Annotated in this window: 17 protein-coding genes; 13 read left to right on the top strand and 4 right to left on the bottom strand. The window is 68.0% G+C overall.

Annotated features, from left to right (window positions below):
• Positions 1–263 precede the first annotated feature (263 nt).
• From ACFWP0_RS20940 to ACFWP0_RS20950, 3 genes are read right to left on the bottom strand one after another with little or no spacing between them, the layout of a single operon-like run.
• Complete coding sequence (locus ACFWP0_RS20940) at positions 264–3,341, bottom strand: efflux RND transporter permease subunit (protein ID WP_377845245.1); 3,078 nt, start codon at positions 3,339–3,341, stop codon at positions 264–266.
• The gene (locus tag ACFWP0_RS20945) at positions 3,338–6,418 is read right to left on the bottom strand and encodes a multidrug efflux RND transporter permease subunit (RefSeq protein WP_377845246.1); all 3,081 of its coding nucleotides are present in this window, start codon (positions 6,416–6,418) and stop codon (positions 3,338–3,340) included. The genes ACFWP0_RS20940 and ACFWP0_RS20945 overlap by 4 nt, the downstream gene beginning before the upstream one ends.
• A 7-nt stretch (positions 6,419–6,425) precedes the next feature.
• Positions 6,426–7,595: an efflux RND transporter periplasmic adaptor subunit gene (locus ACFWP0_RS20950; RefSeq protein ID WP_377845248.1), complete on the bottom strand. Its 1,170-nt coding sequence runs from the start codon at positions 7,593–7,595 to the stop codon at positions 6,426–6,428.
• A 150-nt stretch (positions 7,596–7,745) separates the two neighbouring features.
• Between ACFWP0_RS20950 and ACFWP0_RS20955 the strand changes: the two genes are divergently transcribed.
• Positions 7,746–8,693 (top strand): molecular chaperone DnaJ, encoded by a 948-nt coding sequence (locus ACFWP0_RS20955; RefSeq protein WP_377845249.1) that lies wholly within the window; start codon positions 7,746–7,748, stop codon positions 8,691–8,693.
• Positions 8,694–8,706: 13 nt separating this feature from the next.
• Here the strand turns inward: ACFWP0_RS20955 and ACFWP0_RS20960 are convergent, their stop codons facing one another.
• Complete coding sequence (locus ACFWP0_RS20960) at positions 8,707–9,954, bottom strand: NnrS family protein (protein ID WP_377845251.1); 1,248 nt, start codon at positions 9,952–9,954, stop codon at positions 8,707–8,709.
• A gap of 245 nt (positions 9,955–10,199) precedes the next feature.
• Between ACFWP0_RS20960 and ACFWP0_RS20965 the strand changes: the two genes are divergently transcribed.
• The 12 genes from ACFWP0_RS20965 (at position 10,200) to ACFWP0_RS21020 (ending at position 25,331) form a co-directional block, all read left to right on the top strand.
• Positions 10,200–11,459 carry a nitrate/nitrite transporter gene (locus ACFWP0_RS20965; RefSeq protein WP_377845253.1) on the top strand — a complete coding sequence of 420 codons (1,260 nt, stop codon included), beginning with the start codon at positions 10,200–10,202 and terminating at the stop codon, positions 11,457–11,459.
• Between the two features lie 27 nt (positions 11,460–11,486).
• Positions 11,487–12,872, top strand: coding sequence for a NarK family nitrate/nitrite MFS transporter (locus ACFWP0_RS20970; protein ID WP_377845255.1), 1,386 nt, complete (start codon positions 11,487–11,489; stop codon positions 12,870–12,872).
• 140 nt (positions 12,873–13,012) lie between these two features.
• Positions 13,013–16,756, top strand: coding sequence for a nitrate reductase subunit alpha (locus ACFWP0_RS20975; protein ID WP_377845257.1), 3,744 nt, complete (start codon positions 13,013–13,015; stop codon positions 16,754–16,756).
• Complete coding sequence (gene narH / locus ACFWP0_RS20980) at positions 16,753–18,318, top strand: nitrate reductase subunit beta (RefSeq protein WP_377845259.1); 1,566 nt, start codon at positions 16,753–16,755, stop codon at positions 18,316–18,318. Before ACFWP0_RS20975 ends, narH begins: the two co-directional genes overlap by 4 nt.
• Positions 18,319–18,333: 15 nt before the next feature.
• On the top strand, positions 18,334–18,981 hold the full coding sequence (gene narJ, locus ACFWP0_RS20985) for a nitrate reductase molybdenum cofactor assembly chaperone (RefSeq protein WP_377845260.1): 648 nt from the start codon (positions 18,334–18,336) through the stop codon (positions 18,979–18,981).
• Positions 18,982–18,999: 18 nt separating this feature from the next.
• Complete coding sequence (gene narI, locus ACFWP0_RS20990; RefSeq protein WP_377845262.1) at positions 19,000–19,683, top strand: respiratory nitrate reductase subunit gamma; 684 nt, start codon at positions 19,000–19,002, stop codon at positions 19,681–19,683.
• Positions 19,684–19,707: 24 nt separating this feature from the next.
• Positions 19,708–20,466, top strand: coding sequence for a peptidylprolyl isomerase (locus tag ACFWP0_RS20995; protein ID WP_377845263.1), 759 nt, complete (start codon positions 19,708–19,710; stop codon positions 20,464–20,466).
• Positions 20,463–21,461, top strand: coding sequence for a GTP 3',8-cyclase MoaA (gene moaA, locus ACFWP0_RS21000; RefSeq protein WP_377845265.1), 999 nt, complete (start codon positions 20,463–20,465; stop codon positions 21,459–21,461). Before ACFWP0_RS20995 ends, moaA begins: the two co-directional genes overlap by 4 nt.
• Before the next feature lies 1 nt (position 21,462).
• Complete coding sequence (locus tag ACFWP0_RS21005; protein ID WP_377845267.1) at positions 21,463–22,128, top strand: carbonic anhydrase; 666 nt, start codon at positions 21,463–21,465, stop codon at positions 22,126–22,128.
• The gene (mobB, locus tag ACFWP0_RS21010; RefSeq protein ID WP_377845269.1) at positions 22,125–22,622 is read left to right on the top strand and encodes a molybdopterin-guanine dinucleotide biosynthesis protein B; all 498 of its coding nucleotides are present in this window, start codon (positions 22,125–22,127) and stop codon (positions 22,620–22,622) included. Before ACFWP0_RS21005 ends, mobB begins: the two co-directional genes overlap by 4 nt.
• A gap of 94 nt (positions 22,623–22,716) precedes the next feature.
• Positions 22,717–24,654 carry a type IV pili methyl-accepting chemotaxis transducer N-terminal domain-containing protein gene (locus tag ACFWP0_RS21015; RefSeq protein WP_377845270.1) on the top strand — a complete coding sequence of 646 codons (1,938 nt, stop codon included), beginning with the start codon at positions 22,717–22,719 and terminating at the stop codon, positions 24,652–24,654.
• Positions 24,655–24,668: 14 nt separating this feature from the next.
• A complete protein-coding gene (locus tag ACFWP0_RS21020; RefSeq protein WP_377845272.1) occupies positions 24,669–25,331 on the top strand; it encodes a response regulator in 663 nt (220 codons plus the stop codon).
• Position 25,332 lies beyond the last annotated feature (1 nt).

Below are 25,332 nucleotides of genomic sequence, written 5' to 3' on the forward strand. Positions count from 1 at the left end.
TGGAGCCTGACCGCAACAGTCCACGCCGCGGTCCTGTGGCGGAGCGCCGCGTGAACGCCTGGGGTGCCCGGGGTCGAGGCAATCTTGCGTCTCTGCCGGTGGCGGAAGAGGCGGGATCAGCCGCGGAGCGCGCGCAGGCGATGGGCGCGAGATGCCGCGGTTGAACGGGCTTTCTTCAGCGTGCCAATTGATTCTATTGAGCTTTTTATCTTCCGGCTAGGGCCTGTTTTCACTAGCGAGGCTCCTTTTAGTGTGAACAGGCCCTAAGTGGCCTGGCGGGGCCGGGCGCCCCGCGCCTTTCCCCGCAGCCGCTCCAGCGCCAGATATACGATGGGCGTCGTGTACAGCGTCAGGAACTGGCTGATCATCAGGCCGCCGACGATGGCGATGCCCAGCGGACGCCGCAGCTCCGATCCCTCTCCCATGCCCAGCACCAGGGGCAGCGCGCCCAGCAGGCCGGCCAGGTTGGTCATGACGATGGGGCGCAGGCGCAGCATGGCGGCGCGGTGGATGGCCTGTTCCGGCGTCAGGTTCTCGCGCCGCTCCAGGCTGATCGCAAAGTCGATCATCAGGATGGCGTTCTTCATGACGATGCCGACCAGCAGGAACAGGCCCAGCAGCGCGATCAGGGTGAATTCGATGCCCGCCAGCCGCAGGGCCAGCAGCGCGCCCACGCCCGCGGACGGCAGGGTCGACAGGATCGTCAGCGGATGCAGCGGGCTTTCATAGAGGATGCCCAGCACCAGGTAGATGGCGACCAGCACCGCCAGGATCAGCCAGGGCTGGTCCTGCAGGCTTTGCTGGAAGTTGCGCGCGTCGCCGCCCAGCCGCGTCTGGATGTAGGACGGCACCATCAGCTTGGCCATGGCGGCGTCGATGGCGGCCAGGCCCTGTTCCAGCGAGACGCCGGGGGCCAGCGAAAAGCCGACGCCCACCGCCGCGAACAGGCCGTCGTGGAACACGCGGTCATTGACCAGCCCGTGCTCGTAGGTGGCGAACGCCGTCAGCGGCACCCGCGTGCCGTCGGCGGCCACCACCTGCACCTGCTCCAGCACCTCCGGGTCTTCGGTGTAGCGCGGGTCCAGCTCCAGCACGACGCGGTACTGGTTCATGGCGTCGTACAGGGTGGCGACCTGGCGCTGGCTGAAGGAATTGCTGAGCACGCTGCTGATGGTGCTCATGTCCACGCCCAGGCGCTGCGCTGCGCTGCGGTCGATGTTGATCACGACCTGCTGCGTCGCGCCGTCGCCCTCGGCGTCCACGTCGCGCAGCTCGGGGATCTCCTGCATGGCCTTGGAGATCTTGCGCGACCATTGCCGCAGCGCGGGGACGTCGCTGGCCATGATGGCCAGTTCATGGTCGCCGGAATTGCCGAAGCCGCCGGGCATGCGCAGGTCCTGGTCCACGTTCAGGAAGAACATGCCGCCCGGCACGGGCGGGGAATTCGTGCGCAGCCAGTTGATGACTTCGGTGGAGGATTCCTTGCGTTCCGAGGCGGGCTTCAGGCGGATCAGGAAGAGCGAGTTGCTGATGCCCAGGCCGCCGCCGTTGTAGCCGATGACGTCCTGCACGGCGGGGTGCTTGAGGACCAGCTGCCGGTACTGGTCGATCTTGGGCTGCATGACCTGGAACGAAAAGCCGTCGTCGCCGCGCACGAAGCCCATGAGCTGCCCGGTGTCCTGCACGGGCAGGAAGCCCTTGGGCGCCTGCACATACAGGTAGATGTTCAGCCCGACCACGCCGGCCAGCAGCAAGAGCGTCAGGCGGGCATGGCCCAGCACGCGCGCCAGCGACCTGCCGTACCAGTCGTGCGCGCGGGCAAAGGCGGCCTGCATGCGCGAGGGGCGGCGCGCCTGGGCGGCATGGGCGCCGGGCTTGAGCCAGCGGGCGCACAGGGCCGGGATGATGGCCACCGACACCACCAGGGAGATCACCGTGGCGGCCACCAGCGTGATCGAGAACTCGCGGAACAGCCGCTCGACCAGCCCGCCCATGAACAGGATGGAGACAAAGACCACGCTCAGCGCCAGGGTCATGGCCACCAGGGTGAAGCCCACTTCGCGCACGCCGCGCAGGGCGGCCTTGGCCGGCGTCAGGCCGCGCTCGATATGGCGCGAGATGTTCTCCAGCACCACGATGGCGTCGTCCACCACCAGGCCGGCCGCCACGATCAGCGCCATCAGAGACAGGTTGTTGAGCGAAAAGCCCCACACGTACATGACGGCGAAGGTCGCGATCAGGCACACCGGGATCGCCACGCTGGGTATGGCGGCGGCGCGGGCGTTGCCCAGGAACAGCCACACCACCAGGATCACCAGCCCGGCGGCCAGCGCCAGGGTGATGTGGGCTTCGCGCAGGGTGGCGTTGATGCCGGGCGAGCGGTCCAGCGCCACGGTCAGGTCCACGTCGGCGGGCATCAGGGCGCGCAGGCCGGGCAGGGCCTGGTTGATGGCGCCGATGGTCTCGATGATGTTGGAGCCCGGCTGGCGGCTGATGGTCAGCACCACCGCCGGATTGCGGTTGTGAAAGCCGCTGCTGTAGCGGTTTTCAACCGAGTCGCTCACGCGCGCCACCTGCGACAGCCGGATCACCGCGCCGTCCTTGTGGCGCACGATCAGGCTGTTGTAGTCATGCGCGCTCTTGGGCTGGTCGGGCGTGCCGACCTCCCAGCGCCGGCCCGCCGAATCCAGCTGGCCTTGCGGGCCCATGGGCGCCGCGTCGGCGATGGCCTGGCGCACGTCGTCCAGCGCCACGCCGTAATGCGCCAGCGCGTTGGAATTGACCTGCACCCGCACGGCGGGCAGGGAGCTGCCGCCCATCGTCACTTCGCCCACGCCGCTTATCTGCGAGATCTTCTGCGCCAGCACCGTCGAGCCCAGGTCATAGAGCTGGCCTGCGGGCCGGTTGGCCGAACTGAGCGCCAGCGCCATGATGGGCGCCTGCGAGGGATTGACCTTGCGGTAGCTGGGATTGCCCGGCATGCCGGCCGGCAGTTCGGCGCGGGCGGCGTTGATGGCGGCCTGCACGTCGCGGGCGGCCTCGTTGATGTCGCGGTCCAGATCGAACTGCAACTGCACCCGGGTGGCGCCCTGGTTGCTGGACGAGGTCATGGAACTGACGCCCGCGATGCTGCCCAGCGCGCGCTCCAGCGGCGCGGCCACCGTGCTGGCCATGCTTTCCGGGCTGGCGCCGGGCAGGTCGGCGCGCACCTCGATGGTGGGGAAATCCACCTGGGGCAGCGGCGCCACGGGCAGCAGCCGCCACGCCACCGCGCCCAGCAGGGTCAGCGCCACGGCCAGGAAGATGCAGGCGATGGGCCGGTGCAGCAAGGCCCGGATCATGGCGCGGGGCCTTCAGCGCCGGGCTTGCCGGCGGCCACGGCGCGCCGCTGGCCCAGGCGGTGGAAGAACAGGTAGACGGCGGGGGTGGTGAACAGCGTCAGCACCTGGCTGACCAGCAGCCCGCCCACCATGACCCAGCCCAGCGGCTGGCGCAGTTCCGCGCCGGAGCCCGTCGCCAGCATCAGCGGCAGCGCGCCGAACAGCGCGGCCAGCGTGGTCATCAGGATGGGGCGCAGGCGCAGCAGCGCGGCTTCGCGGATGGCCTCGCGCGGCGCGAGGCCGCGCGTGCGCTCGGCCTCCAGCGCAAAGTCCACCATCATGATGCCGTTCTTCTTGACCAGCCCGATGAGCAGGATGATGCCGATGACGGCGATCAGGTCCAGCGGGCGCCCGGTGATCAGCAGCGCGAGCAGCGCGCCGACGGTGGCCGAGGGCAGGGTGGACAGGATGGTGATGGGGTGGATGGCGCTTTCATACAGCATGCCCAGCACCAGGTACATGGTGACCACGGCGGCCAGCATCAGCCACAGCGTGTTGGACAGCGAGGCCTGGAAGGCGGACGCCGCGCCCTGCAGGCGCAGCTCCACGCTCTCGGGCATGCCGATCGCCTGCTTCGCCGATTCGATGGCGGCGATGGCCTCGCCCAGCGAGCCGCCGGGCGGCAGGTTGAACGACAGGTTCACCGCCGGGAACTGGGACAGGTGATTGACCGCCAGCGGCGCCGCGCGCTCGCTGACCGTGGCCAGCGCCGACAGCGGGATGGCCTGGCCGTCCTCGGTCTGCAGGTGGATGCGCTCCAGCGCGTCGGGGCTCATGGCCATGCTCCGGTCCACCTCCAGCACCACGCGGTACTGGTTGGACTGCGTGAACAGGGTGGCGACCTGGCGCTGGCCAAAGGCGTTGTACAGCGTCTGCACCACGTCGTCCATGGTCACGCCCAGGCGCGCGGCCGCGTCGCGCGAGACTTGCAGGTAGGCCTGGCGGCCGTCTCCCTGCAGGTCGGACGAGACCTCGGCCAGCTCGGGCGCCTGCGCCAGGCGCTGCATCAGTTCGCCGGTCCAGCGGGCCAGCAGCGCGCTGTCGGGCGAGGTCAGCGTGAACTGATACTGCCCGCGGCTCACGCGGTCTTCGATATTGAGCTCCTGCACCGGCTGCAGGTACAGCGAGATGCCCTGGACCTCGCGGGCGCGCGCGTCCAGCCGCGCCATGATGTCCGCCAGCGGCGCGCTGCGCTCGCCCCAGGGCTTCAGGTTGATCAGCAGGCGCCCCGTGTTCAGCGTGGCGTTCATGCCGTCGATGCCGATGAAGGACGACAGGCTGGCTACGTCCGGATCGGCCAGCAGGCTCTGCGCCACCGCCTGCTGGCGGCGCGACATGGCGTCGAACGAGGTGCTCTGCGACGACTGGGTCACCCCCTGCAGCACGCCGCCGTCCTGCACCGGAAAGAATCCCTTGGGCACCGCCAGATAGAGCAGGCCGGTCAGCGCCACGGTGGCCAGCATCGCCAGCAGGGTCAGGCGCTGGTGGCGCAGCGTCACGTCCAGCCAGCCGGCGTAGCGCGCCTGCACGCGGTCCAGCAGGCCGGGGCGCGATTCCACGTGCGCGGGCAGCAGGCGCGCGCACATCATCGGGGTAAGCGTGAGCGACACGGCCAGCGATATCAGGATGGCGACGGCCAGCGTGATCGCGAATTCACGGAACAGGCGGCCCACCACGTCTTCCATGAAAAGCAGCGGGATCAGCACGGCGATCAGCGACAGGGTCAGGGACACCAGCGTGAAGCCGATCTGCCCGGCGCCCTTGAGCGCGGCCGACATGGGGCTGTGGCCCTGCTCGCGGTAGCGCGCAATGTTCTCCAGCATGACGATGGCGTCGTCCACGACGAAGCCCGCGCCTATCGTCAGCGCCATCAGCGTGAGGTTGTTGGTGGAAAAGCCGGCCAGGTGCATGAAGCCGAAGGTGCCGATCAAAGACAGCGGCACGGCCAGGCTGGGGATCAGCGTGGCGGGCAGGTTGCGCAGGAACAGGAAGGTCACCAGCACCACCAGCCCCACCGCGAACACCAGTTCCCACTGCACCCCGCGCACGGACGCGCGGATGCTCTCGGTGCGGTCGGTCAGGATGCGCACCTGCGCGGCGGCGGGCAGGCTGGCGGTCAGCTGCGGCAACAGCGCCTTGACCTGGTCGGCCACGGCGATGACGTTGGCGCCGGGCTGGCGCTGGATGTTGACCAGCACCGCGGGCTGCTTGTCCACCCATGCGGCCAGGTAGCGGTCCTCGGCGCCGTCTTCCACGGTGGCGACCTGGCCCAGCCGCACCGGCGCGCCGTTCTTCCACGCGACGATCAGCTGGCGGTATTCCTCGGCGCTCTGGAGCTGGTCGTTGGCGTCCATGATGACGGACCGCACCGGCCCGTCGAAGCTGCCCTTGGGCTGGTTGGAGTTCGCCTTGGCGATGGCTTCCTGCACGTCCGACAGCTGCAGGCCGCGGGCGGCCAGCGCCATGGGGTTGACCTGCACGCGCACGGCGGGGCGCTGGCCGCCCGCCAGGCTGACCATTCCTACGCCCGACAGCTGCGACAGCCGCTGGGTCATGCGGGTGTCGACCAGGTCGTACACCTTGGGCAGCGGCAGCGAATCCGAGGTAATGGCCAGCGTCAGGATGGGCACGTCCGCCGGGTTGACCTTGCGGTAGACGGGCGGGGTGGGCAGGTCGTCGGGCAGCAGCGAATCGCTGGCGCTGATGGCGGCCTGCACCTCTTGCTCGGCCACGCCCAGCGACACGTCCAGCGAGAATTGCAGCGTGATGACCGAGATGCCGCTGCCGCTGGTGGAAGACATCTGCTTGAGCCCGGGTATCTGGCCGAAGCGCCGTTCCAGCGGCGCGGTGACGGCGCGCGCCGTCACATTGGGGCTGGCCCCTGGATACTGCGTGGTCACCTGGATGATGGGGTAGTCGACCTGCGGCAGCGCCGCCACGGGCAGCATGCGCCAGGCCAGGATGCCCGACAGCAGCAGGGCGATCATGAGAAAGGACGTGGCGACGGGGCGCAGGATGAAGGGGCGTGACAGGCTCATGCGCGACTCAGCTTTGATGTTCGACGATCTGCACGTCGCGTCCGTCGTGCAGGCGGTCCACGCCCTCGACGACGACGCGCTCGTCCTGGGCCAGGCCCGCCTGCACGACGACGCGGCCGGCGTTGGCCGGACCCAGTTCCAGCACGCGGCGCATGGCCCGCGTGTCTTCTCCGATGACGAAGACGAACGCGCCCTCGGACCCGTACTGCACGGCGGCGGTCGGTATGGTCACGACGTTGTCCTGCTGCGCCACGGCCAGCCGGATGTTCACGAACTGGTTGGGAAAGAGCGATTCGTCGGCGTTGTCGAAGCGGGCGCGCAGCCGGACGGTGCCGCTGGCGGCCTGGACGCGGTTGTCCAGCGCCTCCAGCGTGCCCTCGGCCAGGATGCGGCGGTCGTCGGCGTCCCAGGCCTGCACGCGCAGCGCGGCGGTCTTGGCCTGGGCCTCGCGCAAGATGTCCAGCCGGGTCTCGGAAATGCTGAACAGGGCGGAGATGGGCATGGTCTGCACCAGCGTCGTCAGCCCGTTGGCGTCGCCGGCGCGCACATGGTTGCCCGCGTCGACGCGGCGCAGCCCGATGCGGCCGGACTGCGGGGCGACGATGCGGGTGTGGTCCAGCTGGCGCTGCGCCTCGGCCACCTGGGCCAGGTTCTTCCTGCGCTGGGCGGAATAGACGCGGACCTGGGCTTCGGCGGTATCGAGCTGCTGTCCGGCCACGGCTTCCTGGCGCGCCAGCTTGCGGTAGCGCTGCAGGTCAGCCGCGGCGTTGTCCAGCAGCGCCTGGGTCTGCGCCAGTTCGCCTTCGGCAAAGGCCAGCGCGGCAAGATAGGGGCGGGGATCGATCTCGGCCAGCAGCTGGCCCCGGGCGACGGCCTGGCCCTCGGTGAAATGCAGCTTCATCAGCTCGCCGTCGACCTGGCTGCGCAAGGTCACCTGCGCCAGCGGCGTGATGGTGCCCAGCGCATGCAGGTCGCGCTGCAGGGGGCCGACGCGCGCCGCGGCGACGCTGACGGCGACGGGAATCTGCCCATAGTTGGGCGGGGGCGGAGCGGCGGGGCCTTTATTGCCCGCCAGCCAGACAGCCGCACCGATCAGCAGGGCCAGCAACAGGGCGGCGGCGATCAGGATCAGGCGTTTGCGTGAGGGGGTGGGGCCCGCAAGGGAGCGCAGGGACATCAGGGCTGCCAGGCGAGGGTGTTGCGGACAGCCGTGATTCTATATTAATAATAATGATTAGCGTTATTGATGATGTTTTTCAAGAGGGGTTTGCGCGTATCGTTTAGAGTGGCGGCTGTATTCATTACCCGGTTTGCAAGGAGCAGGTCCATGGACGAAAAATCCCTCGAAAATCCGCGGCAGTTATTTGAGCGTCTACAGGCCAGGCTGGAGACGGAACGCGCCCGCCTGGGACAGTGGCAGGCGGTCGAAGCGGACTACCAGCGCAAGTACACGCAAGAACTGCGTCCGCTTGAGGAAAAGCTGCATCTGCTGCGCCACAAGCTGGTGCTGTGCTTTGACCACGCGCACAAGCAGATGGGCCTGTCCAAGGCCGAACGCGAATTCGTATCCGAACTGGTCACGGAGTTTTCCGAAGAGCTGCTGCTGCTGGCGGCCAAGGGGGAACTGCCCGCCGGCTGCGATGCCGCGCGGCTCAAGGCCCTGTATAAGAAGCACAGCGGATCCGACTACGACGCGGACGTCGCCGAAGACATTGAAAACGCGAGGGCGGCGCTGATCGAGGCGCTGGGGCTGGACGCGGATGCCGATCTGGGCACGTTTACGCCCACGCAACTGCTGCAGCTCATCGTGGACCAGTACGAGGACGAGGACGCCGAGGAACTGCTGGAGCAGGCGCGCCTGGCCACCCGCAAGTCCGAGCCGAACCCGGTCGCGTGGCAAGCGCTGCAGGACGCGGAGCGCGCGCGCCTGGCGGCTCGGGCCCCGGCGCTGCAAGCCGGCGTGGACACGGCCGTCGCCGACGACCGGCTCCCGGAGGCGAACGCCATGCTGCAAGCCCAGCTGGACGAGGTCCTGAGCCAGTCCAGCTACGCGGAAGAAGGCTTCAAGCTGCGCTACGACCTGGATCCGTTCGCCTCGTTCGATCCGGAAACGGTCATCGAAGAGCTGGACGCCGACATCGTCGACATCCAGGAATACATCAGGGAGCTCGAGCACGAGGTGATGCAGTTCTCGGACGAGTCCCTGCTCAAGGCCTGGCTGAAGGCGATGCGCCGCGAAGTCGCCGCGATCGAGCGCCGCGAAGGCCGCAGCTAGCGGCAACTGCGCCCTAGCTGCGCGTGCGCGCCACCGGCACGGCGCGCATGACCGGCGCCGCCTGCTTGGCGGCGTCCGCGCGCGGGCGGATCATCATCGGGAAGAACCGCCACAGGTACAACCCCAGGGCCAGCGCCCAGGCGGTGGCCGAGGCGTGCAAGAAGCCCAGCGTGGCGGCCGTCGGCAGCAGGGCGGCCAGCCGCAGCAGGGCCGCCAGGATCATCAGCGCGTAGCTGACGACCATGCTGCGGTCCGTTTGCAGCGGGCGTCCCAGGTGGCCTAGCGCGGTGCGCGTCACCATGCCCAGGATCAGCACCGAGAAGCCGGCCACGCCGATCACATGCGCGGGCCACGCGGGCCGGACGATGTAGCCGGCCAACTGCGCCGCGCCCACCAGCAGGCCGATGCCCAGCCCGAGGTAGCCCGCATAGAGAATCCACAGCAGCGGCACGCGGCGCACGGCCCAGGGCTTCCAGGATATCCATTGCACCAGCGCGATCAGCCCGGTGGCGGCCAGCGCCAGCGCGGCAACCTGCTGCGCGCCCGCCAGCAGGCAGGCGATGGCGACGATGCCGGCGCCCAGCTGCCAGTGGCCGCTCTTGGTGTGGGGGGGAATGTCCAGGCCCGCCACGGCGCGCTTGGCGAAGAACGGCATGACGCGGCGCGCGATCAGCAGGGTCAGCACCGCCATGCACAAGAGGCCGGCATTGAAGTAGCGCATCAGCGTCAGGTAGTCGCCGGAGGCCGCGGCCCAGAGGTAGAGCGCGTTGGTGGCGCCCAGCGCCAGCAGCAGGAGGGGCACGCCGTAATTGCGCTGGTTGCGCGTGACGGCGACGGCGCGTCCCAGCGCGCCGGCCGCCCACAGGAAAAACAGCAGGTCGGCCGCGGCGGCGGCCACGAACGCGGGGCGGCCCGGCACGAGGTAGCCCGCGCGCGCCGCGATCCATAGCAGGCACAGGGCGGCCAGGGCATTGCCGCGCAGCGGATTCTTGCCGGTCCAGTTGGCGCCCGCCGTCAGCAGGAAGCCCACGGCGATGGTGGCCACGAAACCCCACAGCATTTCATGCGCATGCCAGGGCATGCCGTTCAGCACGCCCGTGATGCGGGCGGGCGCATGCACCCACAGCAGCACGGACGCCAGCGCCCAGAAGCAGCCGGCCAGATACAGCGGGCGAAAGCCCATCTCGGTGAAGGCGCGCCATTGCGGCCGCGCGCGGCGCGGCGGCCGGGCGGGTTCTTCGATGGAAAGCAGGGTGGTCATGAGGTGGGGCGCCATTGCGCGACGCGAGCGGCGCATCGCATTCCAGAAAGTGTATTTGAAATACATATTAATCCCGCGGCCCGGTGCCCGCCAGCGCGAGGATTTGATCCAGCGCAAGCCCGGCCGGATCCCTTGCGTGACTAGGCACATTGGCAAGGGGCTTCTGGTCGGCTGGCGAATGGTGGAAGCGGGCTGCCGTCCCTAGGCTAGCGACATAGGAATTCGTCAGCAAAGCGAGAGTAACCATGGCAGCAAATCATTCCTCGGCCGGCGCGCCGATGCGGGTCCTGATATCCAGCACGTTTGCCTTCACCATCTGTTTCGCGGTCTGGATGATTTTTGCGGTGCTGGGCATCCCGATCAAGGCCCAGCTGGGCCTGTCCGAAACCCAGTTCGGCCTGTTGGCCGCCATGCCGGTCCTGACCGGTTCCCTGGTGCGGGTGCCGCTGGGCATCTGGACGGACCGCTACGGCGGCCGGCCCGTTTTCTTCATCCTGATGCTGTTGGCGGTGGTGCCGATCTGGCTGCTGTCCTACGCCACGGAGTACTGGCAGTTCCTGGTGCTGGCGCTGTTCGTCGGCCTGACCGGCGGTTCGTTCTCGGTGGGCACGCCCTATGTGGCGCGCTGGTTCCCGCGCAACAAGCAGGGCCTGGCGATGGGCGTGTTCGGCGCGGGCAACTCCGGGTCGGCCATCACCAAGTTCGTGGCGCCCGCCCTGATCGCGGCCGCCGGCGGCGCCTGGGTCATCGTGCCCCAGGTGTACGCCGTGGCGCTGCTGGTCACCGCCATCCTGTTCTGGATGTTCTCGGCCTCCGACCCGTCGCACCGGGTGGCGCGCGGCGCCACGCTGGCCCAGCAGTTCGCCATGCTGAAGGACCCGCGCGTCTGGCGCTATTGCCAGTACTACTCGGTGGTGTTCGGCGGCTACGTGGCGCTGGCGCTGTGGATGACCAAGTACTACATCGGCGAGTACGGCTTCGACATGAAGCTGGCCGCGCTGCTGGCGGCGTGCTTCTCCCTGCCCGGCGGCGTGCTGCGCGCGATGGGCGGCTGGATCTCCGACCGCTACGGCGCCTACAAGACCACCTGGTGGGTGATGTGGGTGTGCTGGGTGGCGTTCTTCCTGCTCAGCTATCCGCAAACCGAATTCACCGTCATGACCGCCAGCGGCCCGCGTTCCTTCGGCATCGCGCTGGGACCCACCACCTTCACCATCCTGCTCTTCGTCGTCGGCATCGCCATGGCGATCGGCAAGGCCTCCGTCTTCAAGTTCATTTCGGATGAGTTCAGCGACAACATCGGCGCCGTGTCCGGCATCGTCGGCCTGGCCGGCGGGCTGGGCGGATTCGTGCTGCCGATCATGTTCGGGGTGCTGCTGGACCTGACCGGCATCCGCTCCAGCGCCTTCATGCTGCTGTACGGCACCGTCTGCGTCTCGCTCATCTTCATGCACTTCAGTTTCCGGCCGGAAAGCGCGGCCATTGCCCGGCAGCAAGCCGCCTGACCCACCTCCACACCCTGAGAGAATCCCATGTCCACTCAAGTCCTTGCGCGCTGGGAGCCGGATAATCCCGGCTTCTGGAAACAGACCGGCGCGCGCGTCGCCAACCGCAACCTCTGGATCTCCATTCCGGCGCTGATGCTGGCGTTCAGCATCTGGATGCTGTGGAGCGTGGTGGTGGTCAACCTGGACCGCGCCGGCTTCATGCTGTCCAAGAACCAGCTGTTCTGGCTGACGGCGCTGCCCGCGCTGTCGGGCGCCACCCTGCGCATCTTCTATTCCTTCCTGGTGCCCGTCTTCGGCGGGCGCAAGTGGACGGCCATCTCCACGGCCTCGCTGCTGATCCCGGCGCTGGGCATGGGCTTCGCGCTGCGAGACCCGACCACGACGTTTCCCACCTTGCTGATCCTGGCGCTCCTGTGCGGCCTGGGCGGCGGCAACTTCAGCTCCAGCATGGCCAACATCAGCTTCTTCTTCCCGAAAGAGAAGAAGGGCCTGGCCACCGGGCTGAACGCCGGCATCGGCAACCTGGGCGTGTCGCTGGTGCAGTTCGTGGTGCCGGTCGTCATCTCGGTGGGCGTCTTCGGCGTGGCCGGGGGCTCGCCGCAAGCGGTGACGGTCGGCGGCGCGCAGCAGAACCTGTGGCTGCAGAACGCGGGCTTCATCTGGGTGATACCGATAGCGCTGGCCTCGATCGCCGCGTGGTTCGGCATGAACGACATCGCCGACGCCCGGGCCTCCTTCGCCGACCAGGCCGTGATCTTCAAGCGCAAGCACAACTGGCTGATGTGCTGGCTGTACGTGGGCACGTTCGGGTCCTTCATCGGCTTCTCGGCGGGCTTCGCCATGCTGACCAAGACGCTGTTCCCGCAGGTGGATCCGATGGCCTATGCCTTCCTGGGGCCGCTGGTGGGTTCCCTGACGCGCCCCGTGGGCGGCTGGGTGTCGGACAAGCTGGGCGGGGCGCGGGTCACGCTGTTCACCTTCGCGGCCATGATCGCCGCGGTGCTGGGCGTGGTGACCTTCCTGCCTGCAGGCGGCAGCGGCGGCGACTTCAACGGCTTCCTGGCCATGTTCATCGTGCTGTTCGCGCTGACCGGCCTGGGCAACGGCTCCACGTTCCGCATGATCCCCGTGATCTTCCTGCGCGAACGCACCCAGGCGGCGCAAGGCAAGGGCCCGGCCGGGCAGAAGCAGGCCATGTCGGAAGCCGCCAAGGAATCGGCGGCCGTGCTGGGCTTTTCCGGCGCCATCGGCGCGTACGGCGGCTTCTTCATCCCGCGCAGCTTCGGCACCTCGCTGGAGATGACGGGAAGCGTGCAGGCCGCGCTCTATTGCTTCATCGGCTTTTACGCCACTTGCATGCTGATCACCTGGTGGTACTACGCCCGCCGCAATGCGCCGGTGCCCTGCTGATCTGCCCAGTGTCTAGTCATTCTGCCGAGCCCGGCCTGTGCCACCGGCGAATGGTCCGGACGGCGGGCCAGCCCTAAAGTGGTTTCAACAGCATTGATCGCAGTACGCGCCGGCCAGGCCGGCGTTCTTGGAGAAACACAATGAGTCATTTTCTGGACCGGTTGAAGTTCATGTCGCGGGTGAAGTCCACCTTCGCGGACGGTCACGGCGAAACGGTCAACGAGGACCGCAAGTGGGAAAACGCCTATCGCGCCCGCTGGCAGCACGACAAGGTGGTGCGTTCGACGCACGGCGTGAACTGCACGGGCTCCTGCTCCTGGAAGGTGTATGTCAAGAACGGCCTGATCACCTGGGAAACCCAGCAGACCGACTACCCGCGCACGCGGCCCGATCTGCCCAACCATGAGCCGCGGGGCTGTCCGCGGGGCGCGTCGTACAGCTGGTACGTGTATTCGGCGCAGCGCGTGAAGTACCCCATGATCCGCGGCCGTCTCATCGAAATGTGGCGCGAGGCCCGCAAGACGATGGATCCCATCGCCGCCTGGGAATGGATCAGCCAGGACCCCGCGCGCGCCAAGCGCTACAAGGCCGTGCGCGGCCTGGGCGGCTTTGTGCGCGCCGACTGGGACACCGCGATGGAGATCATCGCCGCCGCCAACGCCTTCACGATCAAGAAGTTCGGCCCCGACCGCGTGATCGGCTTCTCGCCGATTCCGGCGATGTCCATGGTCAGCTACGCCGCCGGCGCGCGCTACCTGAGCCTCCTGGGCGGCGCCTGCCTGAGCTTCTACGACTGGTATTGCGACCTGCCGCCCGCCAGCCCGCAGGTCTGGGGCGAGCAGACCGACGTGCCCGAATCGGCCGACTGGTACAACTCGACCTACCTGATGGTGTGGGGCTCGAACGTGCCCCAGACCCGCACGCCGGACGCGCACTTCTACACCGAGGTCCGCTACAAGGGCACCAAGACGGTGGCCGTGTCCAGCGACTTCGGCGAAATGGTCAAGTTCGGCGACATCTGGCTGGCGCCCAAGCAGGGCACCGACGCCGCGCTGGCCATGGCCATGGGCCATGTGATCCTGAAGGAATTCCACCTGTCGGGCGCCTCGGCCTATTTCAAGGACTACGTGCGCCGCTACACCGACATGCCGATGCTGGTGCTGCTCAAGGAGCGCGACGGCTTCTACGCGCCCGACCACTTCCTGCGCGCCTCGCACCTGGACGGCGCCCTGGGCGAACAGAACAACCCCGACTGGAAGACGCTGGTGCTGGACGAAACCAGCGGCGACCTGGCGGCCCCCAACGGCAGCATCGGCTTTCGCTGGGGCGAAGGCGCGGTCAACGGCGGCGAGAAGGTCGGCCGCTGGAACCTGGAATCCAAGGACGGCGGCAATGGCCGCGAGATCCAGCCGACGCTGACCCTGCTGGGCCAGTCCGACGCCGTGGTCGGCGTGGGCTTCCCGTACTTCGGCAGCGAGCACGACGAACTGCTGGTGCGCAACGTGCCGGCGCGCCGCATCCGCCTGGCCGACGGCAGCGACGCCCTGGTCGCCACCGTATATGACCTGCAGATGGCCAACTACGGCCTGGACCGCGGGCTGGGCGGCGGCAACGTCGCCACGTCCTACGACGACGACGTGCCCTACACCCCGGCATGGCAGGAAAAGCACACCACCGTGCCGCGCGCGCAGGTGATCCAGGTGGCGCGCGAGTTCGCGCAGAACGCCCACGATACCGAAGGCAAGTCCATGGTCATCGTCGGCGCCGGCCTGAACCACTGGTACCACATGGACATGATCTACCGCGGCATCATCAACATGCTGATGATGTGCGGCTGCGTGGGCAAGAGCGGCGGCGGCTGGGCCCACTACGTGGGCCAGGAAAAGCTGCGTCCGCAGTTCGGCTGGGCGCCCCTGGCGTTCGCGTCCGACTGGGTGCGCCCGCCGCGCCAGATGAACGGCACGTCCTTCTTCTACGCCCACACCAGCCAGTGGCGCCACGAAAAGCTGAATGTCCAGGAAGTCCTGGGCCCCACCGCCGACCGCGCGCGCTACAGCGACCTCAGCATGATCGACCTGAACGCCCGCGCCGAACGCATGGGCTGGCTGCCGTCGGCCCCGCAACTGCGCACCAATCCGCTGGATGTGGTGGCGCAGGCGGAAAGCGCGGGCAAGGACCCCGTGGCTCATGCCGTCGAGCAGATGAAGTCCGGCGCGCTGCGCATGTCCTGCGAAGACCCGGATGATCCCGCCAACTTCCCGCGCAACATGTTCGTGTGGCGCTCCAACATCCTGGGCTCCAGCGGCAAGGGCCACGAGTACTTCCTGAAGTACCTGCTGGGCACGCAGAACGCGGTGTTCGGCGACGAAGCCGCCGCCATCAAGCCCACCGAGGTGACCTATCAGGAAGACGCGGCCGAAGGCAAGCTGGACCTGCTGACCGTGCTGGACTTCCGCATGAGCACCACGTGCCTCTATGGCGACATCGTGCTGCCCACCGCGACCTGGTATGAAAAGGACGACCTCAACACGTCCGACATGCATCCCTTCATCCACCCCCTGAGCGAGGCGGTGCAGCCCCTGTGGGAAAGCAAGACCGACTGGGAGATCTACAAGCTGCTGGCCAAGAAGTTCAGCGACATCGGCGGCCCCTACCTGGGCAAGCGCCGCGACCTGGTGCTGACCCCGCTGATGCACGACACCCCGGGAGAACTGGGCCAGGCCTTCGAGCCCAAGGACTGGAAGCTGGGCGAATGCGACCTGGTGCCGGGCAAGACCGCGCCCAGCATGACGGTCGTCGAGCGCGACTACAACGACATCTACCGCAAGTTCACCTCGGTGGGTCCGCTGCTGGACAAGCTGGGCAACGGCGGCAAGGGCATCAACTGGAACACCGAGCACGAGGTTCATGAGCTGGCCGGCATCAACGAAAGCGTGCTGGAACCCGGTGTGAGCCAGGGCCGTCCGCGTCTGGACACCGCCATCGACGCGGCCGAGATGATCCTGACCTTCGCGCCCGAAACCAACGGCCACGTGTCGGTCAAGGCCTGGGAAGCGCTGGGCAAGATCACCGGACGCGAGCACACGCACCTGGCCGTGGGCCGCGAGCACGACAAGATCCGTTTCCGCGACATCCAGGCGCAGCCGCGCAAGATCATTTCGGCGCCCACCTGGTCGGGCCTGGAAAGCGAAGAGGTCAGCTACAACGCCGGCTATACCAACGTGCATGAGCTGATCCCATGGCGCACGCTGACCGGCCGCCAGCAGTTCTACCAGGACCACCGCTGGATGCTGGACTTCGGCGAAGGCTCCTGCGTGTACAAGCCGGCCATCGACACCAAGACGATTGCGCCGATGCTGGGGCAATACCCGAATGGCGAGAAGGAACTGGTCCTGAACTGGCTGACGCCGCACCAGAAATGGGGCATCCACAGCACGTACTCGGACAACCTGCGCATGCTGACGCTGAGCCGAGGCGGCCCCCACGTGTGGGTGTCGGAAGCCGAGGCCAAGCAGGCCGGGCTGGTCGACAACGACTGGGTGGAAGTGTTCAACGTGAACGGCACCCTCACGGCCCGGGTGGTGGTCAGCCAGCGCGTGCCGGTGGGCATGTGCCTGATGTACCACGCCCAGGAAAAGATCGTGAACGTTCCGGGCGCGGAAACCAGCGGCAAGCGCGGCGGGATCCACAACTCGGTGACGCGCACGGTGCTCAAGCCCACGCACATGATCGGGGGCTACGCCCAGCAGGCCTACGGCTTCAATTACTACGGCACGGTGGGCGCCAACCGCGACGAGTTCGTGGTGCTGCGCAAGATGAAGAAGGTCGACTGGCTGGAAGGGCCGCTCGTCGAGGAACCGCAACAAGAAGAGAAGCAATCATGAGGATACGCGCCCAAATCGGCATGGTGCTGAACCTGGACAAGTGCATCGGCTGCCACACTTGCTCGGTCACCTGCAAGAACGTCTGGACCAGCCGCGACGGTGTCGAGTATGCCTGGTTCAACAACGTGGAAACCAAGCCCGGCATCGGCTACCCCAAGGAATGGGAGAACCAGGACAAATGGAAGGGCGGCTGGAAGCGCACCGCCGCCGGCAAGCTGGAACCGCGCCAGGGCGGCAAGCTGCGCATCCTGGCCAACCTGTTCGCCAACCCGAACCTGCCGGCCATCGACGACTACTACGAGCCGTTCACGTTCGACTACGAGCACCTGCAGAACGCGCCCCTGTCGCAGACGCCGCCGACCGCGCGTCCGGTGTCCGTGCTGACGGGCAAGAAAATGGAGAAGATCCATTGGGGCCCGAACTGGGAAGACGACCTGGGCGGCGAATTCAGCTCGCGCAGCCGCGATGCGCTGTTCGAGGGCGTGCAGAAGGAGATGTACTCGACCTTCGAGAACACCTTCATGATGTACCTGCCGCGCCTGTGCGAGCACTGCCTGAACCCGGCCTGTGTCGCCAGCTGCCCGTCCGGTTCCATCTACAAGCGCGAAGACGACGGCATCGTCCTGGTGGACCAGGACAAGTGCCGCGGCTGGCGCATGTGCATCTCGGGTTGCCCGTACAAGAAGATCTACTACAACTGGAGCAGCGGCAAGGCCGAGAAGTGCACGTTCTGCTATCCGCGCATCGAGGCCGGCCAGCCCACCGTGTGCTCGGAAACCTGCGTGGGCCGCATCCGCTACCTGGGCGTCATGCTGTATGACGCCGACCAGATCGAGCACGCCGCGTCCACCGCCAACGAGCAGGACCTGTACCAGTCGCAGCTGGACCTGTTCCTGGACCCGCATTCGCCCGAGGTCATCGCCGCCGCGCGCGAGCAGGGCATTCCGGAATCGTGGCTGGAAGCCGCCCGCCAGTCGCCCGTCTACAAGATGGCCGTGCAATGGCGCGTCGCCTTCCCGCTGCATCCGGAATACCGCACCTTGCCGATGGTCTGGTACATCCCGCCGCTGTCGCCCATCCAGTCGGCCGCCGAGTCCGGCAAGATGCCGCAGCGCACCGTGGGCAAGAGCGGCATGATTCCCGACGTGTCCAGCCTGCGCATCCCCGTGCGCTACCTGGCCAACCTGCTGACGGCGGGCAAGGAAGCGCCGGTGCTGCAGGCCCTGGAGCGCATGCTGGCCATGCGCGCGTTCAAGCGGTCCGAGACCGTGCATGGCGAACGCGACACGGCCCTGCTGGAGCAGGTCGGACTGACCGAGGACACCGTGCAGGACATGTACAAGATCATGGCCATCGCGAACTACGAAGACCGCTTCGTGGTGCCCAGCAGCCATAAGGAAGTGGTCGAGGACAGCTTCAACGAGAAGGGCAGCTGCGGCTTCACCTTCGGCAACGGCTGCTCGGGCGGGGTGTCGGAAGGCACCTTGTTCGGCCGCAAGCCCCAGGGCAGCGAGATCTTCATCGAGATGCCCAAGTCCCGCAAAAAGGCCGCTTCGGTCTGAGCCCAGGAGAACACCATGAGCCTGTACCGCCTGCTTTCCGCCTTGCTCTGCTATCCCGAGCCCGAGCTGCTGGACTACCTGGCCGAGGTCGAGGAGGCCCTGGCCGCCTATCCGGACGCCGAGGAAACCCTGCAGCCCCTGATCGGCTACCTGGCTTCCAGCGACCTGATCCCCTTGCAGGAGAACTACGTCGCCACCTTCGACCGCAACCGCTCGCATTCGCTGCACCTGTTCGAACACGTGCACGGCGAAAGCCGCGACCGGGGGCAGGCCATGGTGGACCTGCTGGAGACCTACCGCGAACACGGCTTCGAGCCCGTCGTGTCCGAACTGCCGGACCACGTGCCGCTGTTCCTGGAATTCCTGGGGGTCATCGACCCCGATCAGGCGCAGGAACTGCTGGACGAGGCCATCCACGTGCTGGCGGCCATCGGCGCGCGGCTGGCCAAGGGCGAAAGCCCCTACGCCTGCATCTTCGCGGTGCTGCGCGCCCAGTCCCGCGTGATCCCGCGCGAACAGACCGAGGCGCCCGTGCGCGACATGGACGAAGCGATGGAAGCCTTCGGCATCGGCCCGGACGGCGTGGAACCGCTGCTGCGGCCGTTCTCGGGAGACGGGGCGCAGACCGTGCGCTTCTATCCCCGTGCGCCCGCGACCCATTAATGCTCAGGACGACGCATCATGAATTCCCTGAATCAGTTTCTTTTCGGCATCTATCCTTATATTGCGCTGACGATCTTCCTGCTGGGCAGCCTGGCGCGCTTTGAGCGCGAGCAGTACACCTGGAAGACGGACAGCTCGCAGCTGCTGCACCGCGGCCAGCTCCGGCTGGGCAATATCCTGTTCCACATCGGCATCCTGGGCCTGTTCTTCGGGCATCTGGCCGGGCTGCTGACGCCGGTGGTGGTCTGGGACACGCTGGGCGTCTCGCACACCCTGAAGCAGACGGTCGCCATGGCGGCCGGCGGCGTCATGGGCGGCCTGTGCCTGATCGGCCTGCTGATCCTGATCCACCGCCGCCTGACCGACCCGCGCATCGCGCGCACGACGAAGCCGGGCGACAAGCTGCTGCTGCTGTGGATCCTGGCCACCTTGCTGCTGGGCCTGTCCACCATCGCGCTGTCTGCCGGCCATATGGACGGCGAGATGATGGTGCGCCTGATGACCTGGGCGCAGCACATCGTCACCTTCCAGGGCGACGCCGCCAGCCATATCGCCGACGTGCCGCTGCTGTTCAAGGCGCACCTGTTCATGGGCCTGACGCTCTTCGTGATCTTCCCGTTCACGCGCCTTGTCCACGTCTGGAGCGGTTTTGCCTCCCTGGGCTATCTGGGCCGCGCCTGGCAGCTTGTCCGTCCGCGCTGATCCCACGACTTCCAGGAGCCAACCATGCCTGTCATCGTCAACGGCGTCGAACTGAGCGACGCGGATCTGGAACGTGAACTGCCCCTGCACGCCGAGGCCCCCAACCCCATGCGCCATGCCGTCACGGCGCTGGTGCTGCGCCGGGTGCTGCTGGACGAAGCCGGCCGGCAAGGGCTGGACGCCTCGGACGAGGAGGGCGCCATCGGCGCCTTGCTGGCGGCCCAGGCGCCCGCGCCCGAGGCCGACGAGCAGGCCTGCCGCCGCTTCTACCAGATGCACCCGCAGCGCTTCATGGTGGGCGAGCTGATCGAAGCCGACCACATCCTGTTCCAGGTCACGCCCGGCGTGAACCTGGACATGCTGCGGGCGCACGCCAACGTGGTGCTGGCCGAACTGCTGGCGGACCCCTCGCGCTTTGCCGAGGTGGCGCGCGAGCAATCCAATTGCCCGTCCGCCGCCGTGGGCGGCAGCCTGGGCCAGTTGGGCCGGGGCGATACCGTCCCGGAGTTCGAGCGCGCCGTGTTCGCGCTGCCGTCCGGCGGCCTGCTGCCGCAACTGCTGCAGACCCGCCACGGCCTGCACATCGTGCGGGTGACGCGGCGCATCGAAGGCCGCCTGCTGCCCTACGAGCACGTGGCGCAGCAAATCGCGCTGGCGCTGTCGTCGATGAGCCGCGACACCGCCTGGCGGCAATACACCAAGCTGCTGGTCGAGCGGGCGCAGATCCAGGGCATCGACCTGGACGACGGCGAGCCGGAGCGCGTCTTCGGCGGGAGCGCATGATGGACGAGCCGGCTGCGGGACCACTGAAGGACGGCTTCGGACGCCGCATCGACTATCTGCGCGTGTCCGTCACCGACCGCTGCGACCTGCGTTGCAGCTACTGCCTGCCCAAGGATTTCAAGGGCTTCGAGACCCCCGCCAACTGGCTGAGCCACGAGGAAATGGCCCGGCTGGTCGGCCTGTTCGTCGGCCTGGGCGTCAGCAAGGTCAGGCTGACCGGCGGCGAGCCGCTGCTGCGCCGGGGCGTGAGCGGACTGGCGCGCGCCATCGCCGCCATGCCCGGCCTGCGCGACCTGTCCGTGTCCACCAACGCCACCCAGCTTGCCCGCCATGCCCAAGACCTGCGCGCGGCAGGCGTGGACCGCCTGAACATCAGCCTGGACACGCTGGACGCCGCGGCGTTCAGCCAGATCACCGGGCGCGACTGCCTGGACGCGGTGCTGGCCGGGCTGGCCGCCGCCAGGCAGGCGGGCTTTGCGCCGATCAAGCTCAACAGCGTGGTGCACGCCGCCACGCCCGAGGCCGAAGTCCGGCGGCTGCTGGCCTACGCGGTGGAGCAGGGCTTCGTGCTGCGCCTCATCGAGCCCATGCCCATGGGCGAATGCGGCCGGGGCTTTTCCCATACCGACCTGAACGCCATGGGCGCAAGGCTGGCCGCCGACGCCGGGCTGGTGCCGGCGCTGGCGGCGTTGGGCAACGGCCCGGCGCGCTACTGGACCGCCGGCCACGGCGCGCCGGTGCTGGGCGTGATCACGCCGATGTCGCGCCACTTCTGCGCCAGCTGCAACCGCGTCAGGCTGGGCGTGGACGGCACTCTGTACCTGTGCCTGGGCCAGGAAGACCAGGTGCCGCTGGGCCGCCTGCTGCGCGCCGGGGCCAGCGACGCCGAACTGACGGCGGCGATCCTGGCGGGCATTGCCGCCAAGCCGGAGCGCCACGACTTCGTCAGCCGCCCGGAACGCATCGTGCGCTTCATGGCGCAGACGGGAGGCTGACATGGGGGACATCGAACGCCTGATCGACGGCTTCCAGCGCTTCCAGCAGCAGTACTACGAGGACGCGCCGTCGCTCTACCGCAACCTGCGCGACGGCCAGCACCCCAGCACTCTGCTGATCGGCTGCTGCGATTCGCGGGTGGATCCGGCCATGCTGCTGGGCTGCGACCCGGGCGACATCTTCACCGTGCGCAACGTGGCCAACCTGGTGCCGCCGGCCAGCAAGGACCGCGGCCTGCAGGGCGTGCTGGCGGCGATACAGTTCGCCGTCGAGCAGCTGCAGGTCAGCCGCATCATCGTGCTGGGCCACGCGCAGTGCGGCGGCATCCGCGCGCTGATGGAACGGCGCATCCGCCGCGACGGCGAAACCGACTACCTTGAGCGCTGGATGGACATTGCCGAACCGGCGCGCGAGCGCGTGCTGAGGCAGATGCCCGGGGCGTCGGACGCCGAACGCCGGCGCGCCTGCGAACAGGCCTCCATCCTGATCTCGCTGCGCAACCTGGAAGACCTGCCGTTCGTGCGGCGGGCCGTCGAGGCGGGCAGCCTGACCCTGCACGGCTGGTACTTCGACCTGGTGGCGGGCGCTTTGCTGGCATACTCGCCGCGGGCGGACACCTTTCTGCCCATCGTGTGCCCTTTGTTGACGGAGCCCGCCCTACTATGACCCCAGTTTTCGGCATCGCCGGCCGTTCCGGCAGCGGCAAGACCACCCTGATCGAGGCGATGTTGCCTCTGCTGGGCGCGCGCGGCCTGCGCGTGAACGTCATCAAGCACAGCCACCACGACTTCCAGATGGAGCCGCCCGGCAAGGACAGCGCGCGCTTCCGGCTGGCCGGCGCCCAGGAGGTGATGGTGGCCTCGCCTTACCGCTACGCCATCGTGCATGAGCTGCGCGACGCGCCCGAGCCCTCGCTGGACGCGCAACTGGCCCGCCTCTCGCCGGCCGACCTGGTGCTGGTCGAGGGCTTCAAGCAGGCGGCGATCCCGCGCATCGAGGTGTACCGGCCGGCGCTGGGCAAGCCGCCCCTGCACGCCGAGGACGGCAGCTTCCTGGCGGTCGCGACCGACGCGGCGCTGGAAACCGGCTTGCCCTGCCTGCCGCTGAACGACCCCGCCCGGGTCGCGGAATTCGTGTGCAACGCCCTTGGGCTGGGCTGAGCGCGTGCGCGCGGGCGCGCACGGGGAGGGCGGCGGGCCCCTGGCGGGAAGCGACTACACTGATACCCGATCCGCCCGCCCAGCACCGATAGTCATGACGTCCACCGACCCCATCGCCGATTCCGACGGACTGCCGTCGCCCAGGCACCGCCTGTCCACGCGCATCGTGGCCAGTTCGCTGCTGGCGCTGGTGGTGGTGCTGGCCATGGTGAGCTGGACGCTGTGGCTGTCCTGGCAGCTCGAAGGCGCGGGCGCGGCCATCAACGACACGGGCAGCCTGCGCATGCGGGCCAACCGCGTGGCCGTCGAACTGATGCGCCCGCAGGCCGGCCGCGAAGTGCGCACCAATGAGCAGATCCAGGTGATGGACGACACCATCTCGCGCCTGGCGCGCGGCAACCCGGCGCGTCCGCTCTTCATCCCCAACGACGAGGCCATCCGCGCCCAGTGGCATGACGTGGCCGCTTACTGGCGCGACATCATGAAGCCCGCCGCCGTCCGCGCCCTCGCGCAGCCGGACGCCGCGACCTACCTGGAAACGCTGCCGGACTTCGTGGCCAAGGCCGACACGCTGGTGCGCATGATCGAACAGGACAACGCCGGCAAGACCACGTCGCTGCGCCTGTCGCAGGGCGTGCTGGCCGCCATCGCCAGCGCGGGAACGCTGGCGATGATCTACCTGCTGTACCTGTGGATCATCTCCCCGGTGCTGCGGCTGCGCGACGGCCTGCAGCGCATGGGCGACCGCGAGTTCAGCACCCGGCTGCCGGTGGAAAGCAAGGACGAATTCGGCGTGCTGGCGCGCGGCTACAACCGCATGGCGGACGAATTGCAGGACCTCTACACCAGCCTGGAGCAGCGGGTGGAGCAGAAGACCGCCCAGCTGGCGGCGCAGAACCGCGACATCGGCGCGCTGTACGACATGGCGGCCTTCCTGAACCAGCCCAATGAGATCGAGGCCATGTGCGACGGCTTCCTGCGCCGCGTCATGCTGCAGTTCGACGCCGACGCCGGCAGCATCCGCGCCCTGGACCCGAACAACGAAAAGCTCAACCTGGTGGTGTCGGTCGGGCTGTCCGACGACCTGGTCGAATCCGAGCACTGCATGAAGGTGGACGACTGCTATTGCGGGGTCGCCACCCGCCAGGCCGGGGTCATCGTCATCCAGGACTTCCGCCAGTCGCCGCCGGAAATGGACCTGAACTGCCAGCGCGAAGGCTTTTCCAGCGTGGCCGTGTTCCGCATCGTCACCCGCGACGAGGTGCTCGGCTCCTATTCCCTGCATTTCCGGCAGCAGCGCCGCCTGCTGCCGTCGGACTCGCAGCTGCTGGAAACGCTGGGCCAGCATCTGGGCGTGGCGCTGGACAACCGGCGCCTGAGCGCGCAGGCGCGCCAGCTGGCCGTGGTGCAGGAGCGCGGGCTGGTGGCGCAGGGCCTGCACGACAGCCTGGCGCAGGGACTGAACTTCCTGAACCTGCAGCTGCAGATGCTGGACGTCGCGATCAAGCGCGGCGACGAAGAGGAGGTCAGCGAGATCCTGCCGCTCTTGCGCACCGGCGTGGACGAAAGCTACCAGGACGTGCGCGAGCTGCTGACCAACTTCCGCAGCAAGCTGTCCCAGGGCGACCTGCAAGCCGCCATCGAGGACACCGTGGCCCGGTTCCGGCGCCAGACCGGCATCGACACCGAGTTGCGGTTCAGCCAGGGCACGGGCGCGCCGCTGCCCCCCGAGCAGCAGCTGCAAGTGCTGTTCATCCTGCAGGAAGCGCTGTCCAATGTGCGCAAGCACTCCGAAGCCAGCCGCGTGCGCATCGCTGTGGCCAACGACCGCGACTTCACGCTCCTCATTTCCGATAACGGCCAGGGCTACGACCCGGCCGACGTGGCCGAGCGCGGCGAGTCCCATGTGGGCCTGCACATCATGCGCGAGCGCGCCGCCCGCATGCGCGCCGTGATAAAACTCGAATCGCAGCCCGGCGCCGGCACGCGCGTCGCGCTGACCCTGCCTGGCGGCGAACGCCAGGCCGCCTGATCCATCCTGTACTTATGCCCATCCGTATCCTGCTCGTCGACGACCACACCCTGTTCCGCTCCGGGGTCCGCCTGCTGCTGCAGCGCCAGCCCGACTTCGAGGTCGTGGCCGAGGCCGGCGACGGGGTCGAAGGCCTGAAGCGCGCCAAGGAGCTCAAGCCCGACGTCGTCCTCCTGGACCTGAACCTGCCCGGCCTGTCCGGCCTGGAAACGCTGCAGCTCCTGACGCAGGACCAGCCGGACTGCGCGGTCATCATCCTGACCGTCTCCGAAGAAGCGGACGAGCTGGGCCAGGCGCTGCGCGACGGCGCCCGCGGCTACCTGGTCAAGAACATCGATGCCGAGGCCCTGGTTTCCGCCATCCGCCGCGCCGCGGCCGGCGAAGCCGTGATCGCCGACAGCATGACGGCCAAGCTGGTGGAGCAGTTCCGCGGCCAGGCCAGCCATGCGCCGGCGGCGCCCGGCAACGCCGAACGTCACCGCCTGACCGCGCGCGAGACCCAGATCGTGCAATGGCTGGCGCGCGGCGCCAGCAACAAGGTCATCGCCCGCGAATTGGACGTCAGCGAAAGCACGGTCAAGATCCACGTGCAGAACGTGCTGAAAAAGCTCAACCTGACCAGCCGCGTGCAGGTCGCGGTGTACGCGGTGGAGCACGGGCTCTACACCGAGGAATGAG

Origin of the sequence: Achromobacter sp. NPDC058515 (genome assembly GCF_042721735.1) — a bacterium.
Taxonomy (GTDB): domain Bacteria; phylum Pseudomonadota; class Gammaproteobacteria; order Burkholderiales; family Burkholderiaceae_B; genus Achromobacter.